This window comes from Rhodococcus sp. 1168, from assembly GCF_002091955.1.
Classification (GTDB): Bacteria; Actinomycetota; Actinomycetes; order Mycobacteriales; family Mycobacteriaceae; genus Rhodococcoides.
On the sequence record NZ_MKKY01000071.1, the window covers coordinates 20,277 to 35,166 of the forward strand.

General features: G+C 61.9%; 15 protein-coding genes. 11 read left to right on the top strand and 4 right to left on the bottom strand.

Annotated features, from left to right (window positions below):
- The first annotated feature begins 24 nt into the window (after positions 1-24).
- On the top strand, positions 25-1,137 hold the full coding sequence (locus BJI47_RS13980) for a zinc-binding dehydrogenase (RefSeq protein WP_088944302.1): 1,113 nt from the start codon (positions 25-27) through the stop codon (positions 1,135-1,137).
- Here BJI47_RS13980 and BJI47_RS13985 read toward each other — a convergent pair.
- Entirely contained in the window at positions 1,118-1,909 is a 792-nt protein-coding gene (locus BJI47_RS13985; protein WP_088944303.1) for an ABC transporter ATP-binding protein, read from the bottom strand. The two genes, BJI47_RS13980 and BJI47_RS13985, sit on opposite strands and share 20 nt — an antisense overlap.
- A gap of 156 nt (positions 1,910-2,065) precedes the next feature.
- Between BJI47_RS13985 and dapB the strand changes: the two genes are divergently transcribed.
- Genes dapB through BJI47_RS14000 form a run of 3 tightly spaced genes read left to right on the top strand, consistent with a single transcriptional unit; the run spans position 2,066 to position 3,751 of the window.
- Entirely contained in the window at positions 2,066-2,824 is a 759-nt protein-coding gene (dapB, locus tag BJI47_RS13990) for a 4-hydroxy-tetrahydrodipicolinate reductase (protein WP_088944325.1), read from the top strand.
- 10 nt (positions 2,825-2,834) lie between these two features.
- Positions 2,835-3,302 carry a tetratricopeptide repeat protein gene (locus BJI47_RS13995; protein WP_088944304.1) on the top strand — a complete coding sequence of 156 codons (468 nt, stop codon included), beginning with the start codon at positions 2,835-2,837 and terminating at the stop codon, positions 3,300-3,302.
- Positions 3,299-3,751, top strand: coding sequence for a flavodoxin family protein (locus tag BJI47_RS14000; protein ID WP_088944305.1), 453 nt, complete (start codon positions 3,299-3,301; stop codon positions 3,749-3,751). Before BJI47_RS13995 ends, BJI47_RS14000 begins: the two co-directional genes overlap by 4 nt.
- Before the next feature lie 12 nt (positions 3,752-3,763).
- Here the strand turns inward: BJI47_RS14000 and BJI47_RS14005 are convergent, their stop codons facing one another.
- Positions 3,764-5,551, bottom strand: coding sequence for an HNH endonuclease signature motif containing protein (locus BJI47_RS14005; protein WP_088944306.1), 1,788 nt, complete (start codon positions 5,549-5,551; stop codon positions 3,764-3,766).
- 477 nt (positions 5,552-6,028) lie between these two features.
- On the opposite strand from BJI47_RS14005, the gene BJI47_RS25015 reads away from it, so the two are divergent.
- Genes BJI47_RS25015 through zwf form a run of 3 tightly spaced genes read left to right on the top strand, consistent with a single transcriptional unit; the run spans position 6,029 to position 9,197 of the window.
- Positions 6,029-6,430 carry a hypothetical protein gene (locus tag BJI47_RS25015; protein WP_368655895.1) on the top strand — a complete coding sequence of 134 codons (402 nt, stop codon included), beginning with the start codon at positions 6,029-6,031 and terminating at the stop codon, positions 6,428-6,430.
- 38 nt (positions 6,431-6,468) lie between these two features.
- Complete coding sequence (locus tag BJI47_RS14015; protein WP_088944307.1) at positions 6,469-7,689, top strand: winged helix-turn-helix domain-containing protein; 1,221 nt, start codon at positions 6,469-6,471, stop codon at positions 7,687-7,689.
- A gap of 53 nt (positions 7,690-7,742) precedes the next feature.
- Entirely contained in the window at positions 7,743-9,197 is a 1,455-nt protein-coding gene (gene zwf / locus BJI47_RS14020; protein WP_088944326.1) for a glucose-6-phosphate dehydrogenase, read from the top strand.
- A 2-nt stretch (positions 9,198-9,199) separates the two neighbouring features.
- On the opposite strand, the gene BJI47_RS14025 is transcribed toward zwf, so the two are convergent.
- The gene (locus BJI47_RS14025) at positions 9,200-9,673 is read right to left on the bottom strand and encodes a hypothetical protein (protein ID WP_088944308.1); all 474 of its coding nucleotides are present in this window, start codon (positions 9,671-9,673) and stop codon (positions 9,200-9,202) included.
- An 88-nt stretch (positions 9,674-9,761) separates the two neighbouring features.
- Here BJI47_RS14025 and thyX point away from each other — a divergent pair, with 88 nt between their 5' ends.
- The 3 genes from thyX to BJI47_RS14040 are packed head-to-tail and all read left to right on the top strand — an operon-like array spanning position 9,762 to position 13,274.
- On the top strand, positions 9,762-10,514 hold the full coding sequence (gene thyX, locus BJI47_RS14030) for an FAD-dependent thymidylate synthase (RefSeq protein WP_088944309.1): 753 nt from the start codon (positions 9,762-9,764) through the stop codon (positions 10,512-10,514).
- A 34-nt stretch (positions 10,515-10,548) separates the two neighbouring features.
- Positions 10,549-11,457: a 4-hydroxy-tetrahydrodipicolinate synthase gene (gene dapA, locus BJI47_RS14035; RefSeq protein WP_088944327.1), complete on the top strand. Its 909-nt coding sequence runs from the start codon at positions 10,549-10,551 to the stop codon at positions 11,455-11,457.
- On the top strand, positions 11,454-13,274 hold the full coding sequence (locus BJI47_RS14040; protein WP_254900597.1) for a ribonuclease J: 1,821 nt from the start codon (positions 11,454-11,456) through the stop codon (positions 13,272-13,274). Before dapA ends, BJI47_RS14040 begins: the two co-directional genes overlap by 4 nt.
- Before the next feature lie 87 nt (positions 13,275-13,361).
- Here the strand turns inward: BJI47_RS14040 and BJI47_RS14045 are convergent, their stop codons facing one another.
- Positions 13,362-14,144, bottom strand: coding sequence for a sulfite exporter TauE/SafE family protein (locus BJI47_RS14045; protein ID WP_088944328.1), 783 nt, complete (start codon positions 14,142-14,144; stop codon positions 13,362-13,364).
- 69 nt (positions 14,145-14,213) lie between these two features.
- Here BJI47_RS14045 and BJI47_RS14050 point away from each other — a divergent pair, with 69 nt between their 5' ends.
- Entirely contained in the window at positions 14,214-14,837 is a 624-nt protein-coding gene (locus BJI47_RS14050; protein WP_088944329.1) for a TIGR03085 family metal-binding protein, read from the top strand.
- The last annotated feature ends 53 nt before the right edge of the window (positions 14,838-14,890 follow it).

A 14,890-nucleotide genomic window follows, 5' to 3' on the forward strand; every position in this document is an offset into this window, starting at 1 on the left:
CGCGGCGCGTCCTAGAGTGGGTAAATGAAGATTCGCGGCGCAGTGCTCGAGGAAATCGGACGGTCTCGGCCGTTCGCCCAATCTCGGCCGATCACGATTTCGGAACTCGATCTCGACCCGCCCGGTGAGGGGGAATTGCTCGTCCGAATCGAGGCCGCCGGCCTGTGTCATTCCGATCTGTCCGTGGTCGACGGCAATCGGATCCGGCCGGTTCCGATGTTGCTCGGGCACGAGGCAGCCGGACGCGTCGAGGCGCTCGGGTCCGGGGTCGAGGACATCGCACTAGGCACCCGCGTGGTGATGACCTTTCTGCCTCGATGCGGAGAATGCGCTGGCTGCCGGACCGACGGGCAGATGCCTTGCGTGCCAGGCAGTGCGGCGAACAATGCTGGTGAATTACTCGGTGGCGGTGGGAAATTGGCGCGTGCGGGCTTGGAAGTCAAACACCACCTCGGGGTTTCCGGATTTGCAACACATGCGGTAGTGAGCCGCAAATCGATCGTAGCCGTCGACGACGATATTCCGGCCGACATCGCGGCGGTGCTCGGCTGTGCAGTATTGACCGGCGGTGGCGCAGTCCTCAACGCCGGTGCGCCCAGGCCCGGCCAGTCCATCATGGTGGTCGGTCTCGGTGGCGTCGGAATGGCCGCTGTACTGACGGCTGTATCCGTGGGCGCCGGTGAGGTCATCGGAGTCGATGCAGTGGCTGAGAAGCTGGCAACCGCTCGCGAACTCGGTGCGACTCGGACGTATTCACCTGCCGAGCTGCATGAGCTGGGTATCAAAGCGGACATCGTGATCGAGGCTGCAGGAAACGCGCGCGCCTTCGAAGCAGCCGTCGCCGCGACGGCACCCGGCGGCAGGACGGTCACCGTCGGCCTTCCCTCTCCCGACGCCAGATCCTCGATATCGCCTCTCGGACTCGTCGCCGAAGCGCGCACGATCATCGGCAGCTATCTCGGTTCTGCAGTGCCCGAGCGTGACATTCCAAAGTATGCGCAGCTCTGGCGTGAGGGCAGGCTACCTGTCGAGAAGCTGATCTCCTCGCGAATCCGGCTCGAGGACATCAACTACGGCATGGACGAACTCGCCGACGGCAGAGCGATCCGTCAGGTCATCACCTTCGACGAGCAGTAGCGACCCAGCGGCCGTTGCTGCGTCCGATCTCGATGGGATGGTCGAAGCACGCGCTGATGTTCTCGGTCGTCAGTACGTCCTCGACGAGGCCGTCGACCATGATGTGGCCGTCGCGAATGAGCACGGCATGCGTCGTGGACTTGGGAATTTCCTCCAGATGATGCGTCACAAGGATGCTCGACAATGATTCGTGCTGTGCGCGCAGATTGTCGAGCGCGGCGAGAAGTTGTTCGCGAGCAGCGAGGTCGAGTCCGGTTGCAGGTTCGTCCAGAAGCAGAAGCGCAGGGTTCGACAGGAGTGCTCGCGCGATCAGCGCGCGGCCACGTTCACCCTGCGAAAGTGTGCGCCAAGACGAGTCGCTGCGATCCTCGATACCGAGGGAGGCGATGAGCGATCGGGCCCGGTCTTTCTGCTCGGAAGTGGCCGACCATCGCGGAATCAGATCGGGGGTGTTGGTGAGCCCGGTGAGAACAGTCTCGAAAAGCGTCAATGGGGCCTCGATACGCAGTCGAGGATCGACGTGGCCGATATGGGTGCGCAGCTCGCGCATGTCGACACGGCCGAGTTGGTGACCGAGGACATGGACGGTGCCCCGAGTGGGGTGCACTGACGCGCCGAGCATGCTCAGCAACGTGCTCTTACCTGCTCCGTTGGCACCGAGCAGCACCCAGTGCTGCCCCTGTTCGACCTGCACCGATGCGCCGCGCAGTAGATGTCGTCCGCCTCTGACCAGGTCGACGTTGTGGGCGCGCACGACACTTTCCGTATTCACCGGTCGACAGTATCTTGACACCGAGTCCGGTTTGCGGCCTGCCCGACGACTACCGATTTCCAACCGGCGTAGTACGGGTACCTCGCAAGTCAGTAGGCTTGCCGAAGCCGTCAGTGTCAGCGAAAGCAGTGTCAGCGAAAGAGAGTGGAAACAGTCGTGAGTGCACAAGCGCCTATTCGAGTCGGCGTCCTCGGGGCCCGCGGCAAGGTGGGGCAAGCCATCTGCGACGCCGTCACGGCAGCAGACGGGCTCGAATTGGTTGCCACGGTCGATCAGGGCGACCCGATTTCGACCTTTGTCGACGCAGCCACCGAGGTCGTCGTGGACTTCACGCATCCGGACGTGGTGATGGACAACCTGAAGTTCCTCGTGGAGAACGGTATTCATGCCGTTGTCGGAACTACGGGCTTCGACGAGGGACGCCTCGATACCGTCCGGTCATGGCTGGCGAACTCGCCCCGGACCGGTGTCCTGATCGCGCCGAACTTCGCTATCGGCGCCGTACTGACGATGCGGTTCGCCGAGCAAGCAGCACGATTCTTCGAATCTGTCGAGGTGATCGAACTACACCACCCGAACAAGGCCGACGCGCCGTCCGGTACCGCCTACCGCACGGCCCAGGTCATCGCCGACGCCAGGAAGAAGGCCGGCGTAGGCCCGAGTCCGGATGCCACCACCACGAAGTTGGACGGTGCCCGAGGCGCCGAGGTAGACGGCGTTCGCGTCCACTCCATTCGGCTCGCCGGACTGATTGCCCATCAGGAAGTTCTGCTGGGAACGCAGGGGGAGACGCTCACCATCCGGCACGACTCGATGGACCGCTCGTCCTTCGCTCCCGGGGTCCTACTCGGTGTGCGTGAAATTTCCGGACGACCCGGGTTGACGGTCGGACTCGACCCCTTCTTGGATCTGTAGCGAGGTTGCGATGAACAAGGCCACCAAAGTTGTGCTCATCATCGGCGTCATGGTGCTGGTTCTGGGCTTCTATTTCTACCTTCTCGGAAGTCGCGGACTATCGCTGATTCAGACCGGCGGCCCGGTCAACATCGGTCTCGGAATAGGCGTCATTCTGTTGCCCATCCTCGGAGTATGGATTGTCGGCGCCACCCTCAAAGCAGGGTTCGATCATCAGCATCTGGCCAGCCGGATGCGCGAGGAGAACCTCGAACTCGACGTCTCCGATCTGCCGACGATGCCGTCGGGTCGTATTGCCCGCGACGCCGCCGACCAACTCTTCCAACAGATCAAAGGTGAGTGGGAGAAGGATCCGGACAACTGGCGCAACTCCTACCGATTGGCGCGAGCCTACGACTACGCAGGCGACCGAGGCAGAGCCCGCGAAACGATGAAGCGGGCAGTAGAACTCGAACGGCAGGAATCCGCGGACCGATGACCGCCACTCTGCTCGTCGTCCACCACACACCGTCGCCGGTGACGCGTGAGCTTCTCGAAGCGGTGCTGGCGGGTGCGAATGATCCCGATATCGAGGGCGTGACAGTTCGGAGCGTTCCCGCGCTGAGTGCAACGATCTCCGATGTCCTGAGCGCCGACGGCTACCTTTTCGGAACACCGGCGAATTTCGGCTACATGAGCGGTGCTCTCAAGCATTTCTTCGACACCACCTACTATCCGTGTCTTGACGCAGTCGCCTCCCGCCCGTACAGCATGTGGGTTCACGGCAACAACGACACCGTCGGCGCAGTATCGGCGATAGCGAAGATCGCCACCGGGTGGGCGCTGGAAAACGTTTCCGCTGCACTGGAACTGACGACCGCGGATAAGGCCGCCAAGGATTCTTGCTACGAACTCGGCGGCACGTTGGCAGCAACTCTCATGAGCTGAACCGCCATGTCTTCAGAACGGTGGGGGCTCGGCGCGTTCGCGTAGTCGAACGACTGCGCCGTGTTCGCGGAATCGGCGTCGCAGATTTTGGATTCGCGCCCGCGCAACATCGGTCGCGGCGTCTCGGAGGTCCTTGGTCGTAGGTGGTTGCGTGCCGGGCGATTGATTCTTTTCCCACCAGGTCACCGTGACCGGATCGGGCTCGGGTTCCGAACCTCGTTTTCCGCGTCGGCGGGCTCTGGGTAAGCCCAGCCCTCCCGGATCCGGGAGCGAGATCCGCCGGTATCCGGAGCGGCTCGTCCACAGGATCGCGCAGCCCTGCAGGAGGGCGACGGTCCAGCTGCGCGATGTCTTGGCCTGGTGGTGGCGGGTGCAGACGGGGTGCAGGTTCGTCTCGATAGTCCACCCCCCGCGCTCGGGGTTGTTGTGGTCGAACGGGACGATGTGGTCGAGTTCGCACTTCGTGGAGGAGACATCGCAGTGTTCGAAGGTGCACGTCCGGTGGCTCATCCGTACACGTGCTGCGGTCTCGGTCGAGGGCTTGTACGTCAGCGCGCCCGGCGGTGGGCAGGTAAGACCACCGTGTCCGTCGGGAAACATTCCCGCGGCCAGTGTCGGGTCGTTCTCGATGGTGGCGAGTAGTTCGGCGGAGAACTTTGCTCGGACCGATTCGCTGATTTCCGATCGTGCAGGGCCGAACGTTCGGGGAAATGCGCGGGGGACAATGCCACCTCGGCGCACCCGACCGCGTCCGATCAGATGCTCCGAGAGGGGTTGACCGACAGTCGAATTCGATAACAGAGCAGCAGGGCGTCGAATATCCCCACCACCTGGAACAGCCACACCCGAGGACGTCAGAACGGTCACGAGTTCGGTCAGCAGCGCTTGCCACTGAGTATCCTTGGCGACCAGCCGGGCCAGGTCCGCGTCGAGTGGTGTCCCATCCGCCAAGACAGCCGGGCTCGAGGTCAGACCCAACAGGGTTTGCACATCGACAAGGATCTGGACGAGATGTCCACGTCGCGGAGGCGGTGCGTCGGTGATGCCGAACACGGGGCACTGTTCACCGCGGTCACAGTGGCATTCGAGAACTTCTTCGCTGTGTAGAAGGGCCAACAGTCCGTCGACACGCAGTTGTCGTAGCGACCTCGGATCGGACTTGCACACGGTCCCGGCGATCTCCTCGATCAGCGCGTCGGCTTCGGCACCTTCGAGGTCGGTCAACTGCGCGTGCAAAATCGCTGTTCCATCTCCTTCCTGCCGGACCGACACCTCTCTGCCGGCGCGAGCGGACAGAGCCCGAGCTACCGCGGCCTCGTCGGGGTTGTGCGTCATCCACAGTCGCCACAGCTTTTTGCGGAGTGACGGTGCGTTGAAGCGTGCGGCTGCAGCAACGGCGTCGGACTCGATGGCCTTGATCGTCTCATCACTGGCATAACCGAGAACCGAGGTCATTACCGTGACGTGGGACCAGTCGAGCATTCCGCAACTGAATCGAATGGCGGTCAAAGGCAATCGGTCCAATTCGAAGCCGGTGTCGGTGAACGCCCGGATCTGGCGCCACGACATGCGTAGTGCTCCCGCTGCCTCGCACACCGCATCGCGCAACGCGTCGGAGGGATCGCCGCCGCGGTCATCGGCATCGGCGAGGCGGATCTCTACGACGTTGCAGACCGATTCCACCACGCGAACTCGGCACAAATTCTCTCGATGGCGATCTCGGCCGGCAACTGCGAGCAGTCCTGCCACACAGCTGTTGCCGTCGATGATGCCAGCTCCGAAATCCCCCGATTCGAACATACTTGCGAGTGTAAGCCCCCCTACCGACACGTTTTGACGGTCCACAGCCACACGACCACTTGCCAAGGCGGAATCTTCTTCACGTCTCGGCTCGGCAGCGACGGTGATCTCTGTCTAGTCTCGCTCCCATGACGTCAGACGCATATGCGCGGTTCCTTCCTGCTGGGTACCAAACCTTCCTCCAACCGGTCTCGACGACCTGGCAGTGGCGTGACACCTCAGTTCATATTGCCCGGGCGCGCAACAGCGATGCGGCTGTCAAAGTTCTGGCGATTCATGGTGCAGGTGGGCATTCAGGCGCACTGTGGCCGTTCGCGGCAGTCGCTGCGAAGCGTGGAGCCGATGTGTTGTTTCCTGATATGCCGCTGCTCGAACCAGGTTGCCGACGTCATTGCTACTTGTCTTCTGGATCCATCGGATCCCGATGCTCGATCTGCCGCTGCGCGTTTCGGTGTTCTCGGCCCAATATCCCCCCGATTGCTGAAGGCAGGTTCGGCGGTGCTCGGCAGCGTCCGTGTGCCCGTGCGGTGGTTGATGGATATCGACAACATGAGTGCGAATCGAGAGCTGTCGCAAGCATGCGCGACGGATCCACTCGGTGGTGGAGTGTCCCTACCGCTCGGATTTCTCAACAGTTTCATGTCATTCGAACACGTGGCCCCCGAGAAATATCAAGGCCCGAAAGTGACGTTGACACATCCTGCAGAAGACACGTGGACCCCGGCGGAATTGAGCATTCGATTTCTTGACAGGATCGCCGCGCCGACATCGCTGGTAATGCTGGAAGGGTGCGGTCACTTTCCGATCGAGGAACCTGGATTGTCTCGGCTGGCGTCCACGATGGAGGACATCGCCTGCTCCCACGGTTGGGCTCCGTAGCGAAGAGAGTCGTCGGACCCTCGTGGCACAGTGGCGTCATGCGTGAGATGAGTGCATCGATGGCACGCCGCACCGCCCTGGCTGCGCAGGGGCTGGCGTCTGCGCGTGTTGTGAAGGAGGGGCTGGCGTCCACACGCGCAGTGCACAAGGTGATTGCACAAACGCAGTTGCTCCAGATCGACTCGGTGTCGGTGCTCGTGCGCGCCCACTATGCGCCGGTGTTCAGTCGAATCGGCAAATACGACCGAACTGTGATCGATCAGGCTGCGTGGACCGATACTGCGCGACGCCCTCGGAAGCTTGTCGAGTATTGGGGACACGAGGCCGCGCTGATACCGGTCGAGGATTGGCCATTGATGGGCTGGCGCACAAGGTTGTACGAGCACGGTCGTTGGGGAGGAGCTGGCAAAGTTCTGGAACGGAACCCTGCGCTGGCCGATGATGTTCTTGCTGTCATCGGAGATGTCGGGCCGTCGAGTGCCGGTGACATCGAGCGTGCGCTCGAGGTCGAACGTCCTGGACGCAAGGGCCCGTGGTGGGACCGCAGTGACGTCAAGGTCATGTGCGAGCAATTGTTCGCGGCCGGCATCGTTTCGGTTGCCACTCGCTCCGGCTTCGTCCGGCACTACGACCTGACGGAGCGGGTGATTCCGCCCGATATTCTTTCTCGCACGGTGAACGAGGCCGATGCAGTAAGGGAATTGGTCAACAAGTCTGCGGTGGCGCTCGGTATCGCAAGCGAACCCGATCTTCGTGACTACTACAGACTTTCGCAGAAACAATCGAAAGCCGCTGTCGCCGAACTGGTGGAGGACGGTGTCCTCGAACCCGTCGAAGTACGCGGATGGGACGTGCCCGCGTATCTGCATGTCGATGCTCGCATTCCCCGGTCCGTCCGGGGGAGTGCGCTGCTGTGTCCGTTCGACCCGATGATCTTCTACCGTCCGCGCGTGGAGCGCATCTTCGATTTTCGCTATCGCATCGAGATCTACACCCCACAGCACAAGCGGGTGCACGGCTACTACGTCTTCCCGTTTCTGATGGGAGACGAGTTGGTCGCGCGGCTCGATCTCAAGGGTGATCGGGTGCGCTCGGAACTGCAGGTGCTCGGCGCGTTCGTCGAAGGTGAACGCGCCGCCGGTCCCATCGCCGTTGCGCTGGCGCAGGCCCTGCGTGAAATGGCGGACTGGCTGGGTCTCGACGCCATCGTGATCGGTGAACGCGGCAACCTCGTGACTGCCCTCGCAAGCGCTATGTAACCAATCGTGTGTTCGGGCAGCGGGATGTACTCGATGGTGCGAACATCGTAAGTGTGACTTCACGAGTGTCCGTCTCCGACAGTGAACTGCCCCCACAGGTCGTGGTGCTCTTCGGAGCAACAGGCGACCTGGCACGCCGCAAACTTCTTTCGGGGATGATGCACCTGGCGTTGTCGGACCTGGCTCCACGAATTCGTGTCGTCGGAACTTCGCTGGAAGAGATGACAAGTGACGAGTTTCGTCAGATGGCCCTGGAGTCGGTCGTCGAATTCTCCACTCGAACCGTCTCCGACGAGCATTGGAGCGAGTTCGCACGCAAGCTGACCTATGTATCGCAGAAAGCCGGGCCTGCGGCGCTCAGTGACGCTGTTGCGCACGCCGAGATGGAGTTGGGTCCGGGAACCCGGCGCCTGCACTACCTCAGTGTTCCTCCGAAAGCTGCTCTCGCCGTGGTCGAGATGCTCGGCGCCGCCGATCTGGTCGAACGATCGCGCATCATCATGGAGAAGCCGTTCGGTACCGATCTCGACAGTGCGATAGCCCTCAACGCCACACTGCACGAGACGTTCGAGGAAGCTCAAATCTTTCGGATAGATCACTTCCTCGGAAAAGAGCCTGCACAGAATATCCTGGCTTTCCGGTTCGCCAACGGTCTGTTCGAGCCGATCTGGAACCGGAACTTCATCGACCACATTCAGATCGACATACCCGAGAAGTTGGGACTGGACGGTCGGGCGAACTTCTACGAATCCACGGGAGCTTTCAAAGACATGGTGGTGACGCACCTGTTTCAAGTTCTCGCGTTCATGGCAATGGAGCCACCGACTGCCCTCGAACCCGGAGCGATCGGTGAGGAAAAGAACAAAGTATTCCGCTCGATGATTCCTTTGGACCCGAAAAATGTTGTGCGCGGACAATATTCCGGCTATCGGTCGGAGTCCGGGGTAGCTGACGATTCCGATACCGACACTTTCGTCGCACTCCGATGCGAAATCGACAACTGGCGGTGGGCGGGGGTTCCGTTCTACCTACGGACAGGAAAGCGGCTGGCCGAAGGACAACGGATAATTTCCATTGCCTTCCGTGAGCCACCCAAATCCATGTTCCCGGCAGGATCGGGCGTCGGTGCGCAGGGGCCGGACCACCTGACGTTCGACCTAGCCGACGCCTCGAAGGTGTCGCTGTCGTTCTACGGCAAGCGGCCGGGGCCGGGGATGCGGCTCGACAAATTATCGATGCAGTTTTCCATCCAGGACACCGAACGGGTCGGCGACGTTCTCGAAGCGTACGAGCGCTTGATTCTCGACGCCATGCATGGAGACCACACACTGTTCACGACGGCAGAGGGCATCGAGCGACTGTGGGAGGTGTCGGCGCCGCTCCTTGCCGATCCGCCACCGGTGCGACTGTATTCACCTGGCTCGTGGGGACCCAATGCCATTCATCAACTCGTCGCCCCGCACGCGTGGCGGTTGCCGTTCGAACGTGCGTGGCGCGAGAAGAAGTGACATCAGAAGCCGCTGCGGTCCTTGCGTATCTGATCGCGCAGTGCCCCTTGGACTGCTTGTGAGAGCCATGAATTGAGCGATACCCCATTGGTGGAGGCTGCTTCTTCGGCGCGCTCCTTCATGTGTTCGACCATACGAAGGGTAACTCGGCGCATTTCGCCGGTGACCTCGTCCATGGTCGGATGGTCCTCGGAAGAGCTGCCGTTATCCGATGGTGCTGACTCAGCGGACGTGGGAGACATTCGGATTTCACCGAAGACGTCGCCGCCGTCCAGGCGGACGTGGACCGAGCGGTCGCCGAGTTGCTCGTTCAGTTCGCCGGCGAATTCCGACAGCGCGCCCATCAGCATGAGTTTGGCCGACGCTTCGGCAGCTGCGCCGAGTGCTTCGGCAGTCTGTCTCGTATGTTCGTCGCCCAGTGCAGCGGCCGCGAGCAGATCGGCGCGCAGCGAGGCGGTGTGCTTGTTCAGTTCCATGACGCCATCGGTGACGTCATGCAAGGTGTCACGATGTTCATGGATAGGCTGCAGCGACAGACGGGCCAGCTCGAGTGGAGGAACTGCGGTGCCGAATACGGTGTCACTGAACGTGCAATTGGTTGCCAAAACCGAATTCTCGGGGCCACCCGACATCCCGTGGGAGACCGATGCCGACGGCGGTCAGGCCTTGGTCGAGTTTGCTGGTCGCGCCTGCTATCAGAGTTGGTCCAAGCCCAATCCGCGCACCGCGACCAACGCGTCGTATCTGCGGCACCTTCTCGATGTCGGGCACCTGTCGGTGCTCGAACACGCGAGCGTCAGCTTCTACATCACCGGCATTTCTCGTTCGTGTACCCACGAACTGATCCGGCACCGGCATTTTTCTTACTCGCAGCTGTCGCAGCGATTCGTCCCCGAGAACGACGCCAAAGTCATCGTTCCCCCGGCCATCGAGGGTGACCCGCATCTGGAGGCTCTCTTCGAACGAGCTACCGACGCCAGTCGGGCCGCCTACGTCGAACTGCTGGATGCTCTCGATCACAAGCTCGAGAGCGTCACCAATTCGGCGTTGCGGGGTAAGCAATCGCGTCAGGCCGCCCGATCGGTGTTGCCGAACGCGACCGAAACACGTTTGCTCGTCACCGGCAACTATCGGGCGTGGCGTCACTTCGTCTCGATGCGAGCTTCCGAACACGCGGACATCGAAATTCGGCGACTCGCCGTGGAATGTCTGCGTCAGTTGGCGGAAGTGGCACCGGATGTATTCGGCGATTTCGAGATATCGACATTGGCCGATGGTTCAGAGGTGGCGCACAGCCCATTCGTGACCGAGTTGTGAGGACCGCCGGTAGCACCGGGTAACCTTGCTGACCATGACATACGGTGACGCCGCTCCTCCTATCCAGCCACCGTTCGGCACGGTGCTCACCGCTATGGTGACGCCATTCACTGCCGACGGGAAGTTGGACATAGATTCGGGAGTGCGTCTCGCTCATCACCTGGTGGAACAGGGAAACGACGGCCTGGTTCTGGCTGGAACAACCGGAGAGTCACCGACCACCACCGAGAACGAGAAGCTCGAATTGATGCGGGCGGTCATCGCCGCTGTCGGACACCGCGCGCGGATCATCGCCGGCGCGGGCAGCAATGACACAGCACACAGCGTCGAACTCGCTCGTGATGCCGCGCGGGCAGGCGCACACGGCCTCCTCGTCGTGACGCCGTACTACTCCCGTCCGCCGCAGGTCGGTCTGTATGCGCATTTCACCGCGGTTGCCGACGCAACCGATTTGCCTGTCATGTTGTATGACATCCCGCCGCGGTCGGTCGTCCCGATCGAGACCGAGACACTACGCCGGTTGGCCGAGCATCCCAGAATTCTTGCCGTCAAGGATGCGAAGGGCGATCTCAATGCCGGCGCCGAACTGATAGCGTCCACTGGTCTGCAGTTCTTTTCGGGAGACGATCCACTCAATCTCCCGTGGCTGTCCGTCGGAGCCACCGGTTTCGTCAGCGTCATCAGCCATCTTGTCCCGGCTCGCGTCCGCGAACTGCACACCGCATTCATGGTTGGTGACATTGCGCGCGCGCAGGCCATCAATGCCAGCCTCATCCCCGTCATTCGCTCGGTCTCTCGCCTCGGCGGGGTCAGTGCAGCGAAGGCGGGCCTACGCCTCATCGGAATCGATGTCGGCGAACCCAGACTTCCCCAGGTGCCACCGAGCATCGACCAAATCGAATTGCTCGCAGCTGACCTGCGAGCAGCAGGAGTGCTTGTATGAGTAGACCACCCAGATCACGCGGCCGCGCTACCCGAAATGCCGGACCTCCGGCTGAACGACCCGCTCAGTCGTCACGTCCCGTGGCGCAGAACTCGGCGAAGACGCAACGCCCGGACAACCGTAAAGCCATCGACCCGACAGCACGCCTCGGATTACCTCCCAAGGCTCCGTCCAAGGGGCTACGCATCGTTGCCCTGGGCGGCATCGGTGAAATCGGCCGGAACATGACCGTCTTCGAGCATCAGGGCAAGCTCCTGATCGTCGACTGCGGCGTGCTCTTCCCCGAAGATCAGCAGCCTGGCGTCGACCTGATCCTTCCGGACTTTCGGCACATCGAGAACCGGATGGCCGACGTCGAGGCCGTCGTTCTCACTCACGGTCACGAGGACCACATCGGTGCCGTGCCTTTCCTACTGCGACTGCGCCCGGACGTTCCTGTCATCGGCTCGAAGTTCACGCTGGCCCTCGTGGCAGCAAAATGTCGCGAGCATCGTCTGCGGCCGAACCTCGTCGAGGTCGTCGAAGGCCAGAAGACGAGCCACGGACCGTTCGAGTGCGAGTACTTCGCCGTCAACCACTCGATTCCCGACGCGTTGGCCATCGCGATACGTACCGACGCAGGCGTCGTTCTGCACACGGGCGACATCAAGCTCGACCAGTTGCCGCTCGATGGCCGGTTGACCGACCTTGCAGGCTTCTCACGTCTCGGTGACGAGGGAGTCGACCTCTTCTTGGTGGACTCCACCAACGCTGAGGTTCCCGGATTCGTCACACCCGAGCGCGAGATCGGTGGCGTGCTCGACACTGTCATCGGCAAGGCCAAGCAGCGTGTCATCGTGGCATCTTTCGCAAGTCACGTGCATCGAATCCAGCAGGTCATCGACGTCGCAGAGCGGTACAACCGTCGAATCGCCTTCGTCGGTCGTTCGATGGTCCGCAATATGCAGATCGCTCAGGATCTGGGTTACCTCCGTGTGCCCGAAGGCCTCGAGGTCAACGTCGACACTGCCGCGACGCTTCCCGACGACCGGCTCGTGTTGATTTCGACGGGCTCTCAGGGTGAGCCGCTCTCGGCATTGTCACGGATGGCTCGCGGCGAACACCGGCAGATCAACGTCAAGGCCAACGACCTCGTCGTGCTGGCATCGTCGCTGATCCCCGGCAACGAGAACTCCGTCTTCGCCGTCGTCAACGGTCTGGCCAAGCGTGGAGCGACGGTCGTGACCCAGCAGAACGCGAAGGTCCATGTGTCGGGCCACGCGTCTGCGGGTGAACTGCTTTACCTGTACAACGCGGTCCGTCCCACGAACGTCATGCCTGTGCACGGCGAGTGGCGTCACCTCCGTGCGAACGCAGCACTCGCCAAGGCCACCGGCGTTGCCGAGGACCGTGTCGTGCTTGCCGAGGACGGCGTCGTCGTCGATATGGTCGACGGTCTGGCTCGCATCGTCGGTCAGGTCCCGGTCGGGCACGTCTACGTGGACGGATTGTCCGTGGGCGACGTGGGCGATTCGACACTGTCGGATCGTCTCGTTCTCGGCGAAGGCGGCTTCATCGCCATCACCGTCGCCATCGATTCGACAACAGGGCGGGCGGTCACGACTCCTGAAGTGTCCGGTCGCGGATTCTCCGACGATCCGACTGCCCTCAAAGCCACCGTTCAACTTGTGGAGGCCGAGCTGCAACGCCTTTCCACCGACGGTGTCACCGACACCCATCGCATCGCGCAGGCCGTGCGACGCGTAGTCGGCCGGTGGGTTGCAGACAAGTACCGCCGTAAGCCGATGATCGTTCCGACAGTCATGGCAGTGAACTGACAGTTTCGCTGTCTCCATCCGACTCCGCCCCGCAGAAGCACGAGAGCTGCGGGGCGGAGTCGTCTGCTTTCACTTGCGAGTGAAGGACTAGGCGAAGATCAGCCGCCACAGTCCGATGAGGCCCAGGACGACGATTGCGCTCCGCAATGCCCATGGTGAGAGCTTTCGTCCGTATCGGGCACCCACCGACCCGCCCAGGACCGATCCGACGGCTATCAAACCTGCTGCAGCCCAGCTGATCTGGTCGAACGCGAAGATCGTGTAAGCGAGGGCCGCGACGACGTTGACGATGAGCGAGAGCAAGTTCTTGGCCGCGTTCATTCGCTGTATCGACTCGGGAAGCAGCACCCCCATGACGCCGATCAGTAGGATCCCCTGCGCTGCAGTGAAATAACCGCCATAGATTCCGACCACGAATGTCCCGATGGTCAGCAGTATCAGCTTCGCCCGGCTGACATGGTCAGCGGCTTCACCGGCCGCCTCCGAGCGGCGCCTCGCCCACGCCTGGATGCGAGGCTGGAGGACCACGAGAACCAATGCGGCGATGAGAAGTACTGGAACCACCGCAATGAAGACGGACGGGGGAAGATGCAGTAGCAGCCACGCGCCGAGTAGCGCACCGAAGAACGATGCGGGTATCTGCCAGCGCAACCGGTGCCATTGCCCTGCGAGTTCTCGGCGATATCCCCACGTGCCGGAGGCGCTACCGGCGACCAATCCGATCGCGTTCGACATCGTCGCGATCTGCGGGGGATACCCGAAGGCGACGAGAGTTGGAAAGGTGATCAGAGTTCCGGAACCGACGACGGCATTGATGGCTCCAGCGCCGAAGCCTGCTACGAGAATGACGAGAACTTCCGATACAGGCACCGAACCGAGGTTACGGACGCCGCGCCGAAGACTGTGCACGGGGGACGTACGCACGTACGGTGGTTCGATGTGAGCCTTGCACAGGATGAACGCGCAGCCCTAGTACATACATTGGAAGAGTTGGGGGAGGACACACCGACGCTGTGTGGTGGGTGGACGGGCCGTGATCTCGCCGCGCACCTCGTCGTTCGGGAGCGTCGCTTGGATGCCGCACCTGGAATTTTGATTCCGTTCCTCGCCGGATACACCGAGAAGATCCAGAGCCAGGTAGCTGCCAGGCCTTTCGGCCAGCTGGTCGAGGAGATTCGGACGGGACCGCCCATCTGGTCACCGTTCAAGATTCTCGATCCGTTGATCAACGTAGGTGAAATGTTCGTTCATCACGAAGACCTGCGTCGAGCGCAACCCGAGTGGTCACCGCGAACTTTGCCGCGAGCGATGGAAGACAAATTGTTCTCGACCGTGGGGTTGATCGGGCGCAAGTCCTATCGCCGAGCTCCGGTCGGGGTCGAGTTGCGTACGACCGATGGACGGTCTGTGACCGTGAAGAAGAGCTCACGCGGTCAGGTGACTCTGATCGGACCACCTTCGGAACTGTTGCTCCATGCATTCGGTCGGAGCGCTGTCCGGCTCGAGAAGGAGGGTGATCCCCGCGATATCGAGGCGCTCGACGCGCTCGATCGGAGCCTCTGAGCCCTGTTGCTCGTGTTGCGGATGGTTTCGAAGGTGCCCTTGCGACTAACCTA

Excerpts from the sequence above, each read along its gene's own strand:
- BJI47_RS14000 (WP_088944305.1), top strand. The coding sequence starts at position 3,299 with ATGACCGCCACTCTGCTCGTCGTCCACCACACACCGTCGCCGGTGACG.
- BJI47_RS13995 (WP_088944304.1), top strand. The coding sequence starts at position 2,835 with ATGAACAAGGCCACCAAAGTTGTGCTCATCATCGGCGTCATGGTGCTG.
- dapA (WP_088944327.1), top strand. The coding sequence starts at position 10,549 with ATGACATACGGTGACGCCGCTCCTCCTATCCAGCCACCGTTCGGCACG.
- BJI47_RS14040 (WP_254900597.1), top strand. The coding sequence starts at position 11,454 with ATGAGTAGACCACCCAGATCACGCGGCCGCGCTACCCGAAATGCCGGA.
- BJI47_RS14015 (WP_088944307.1), top strand. The coding sequence starts at position 6,469 with ATGCGTGAGATGAGTGCATCGATGGCACGCCGCACCGCCCTGGCTGCG.
- BJI47_RS13980 (WP_088944302.1), top strand. The coding sequence starts at position 25 with ATGAAGATTCGCGGCGCAGTGCTCGAGGAAATCGGACGGTCTCGGCCG.
- BJI47_RS14005 (WP_088944306.1), bottom strand. The coding sequence starts at position 5,551 with ATGTTCGAATCGGGGGATTTCGGAGCTGGCATCATCGACGGCAACAGC.
- BJI47_RS14025 (WP_088944308.1), bottom strand. The coding sequence starts at position 9,673 with ATGGAACTGAACAAGCACACCGCCTCGCTGCGCGCCGATCTGCTCGCG.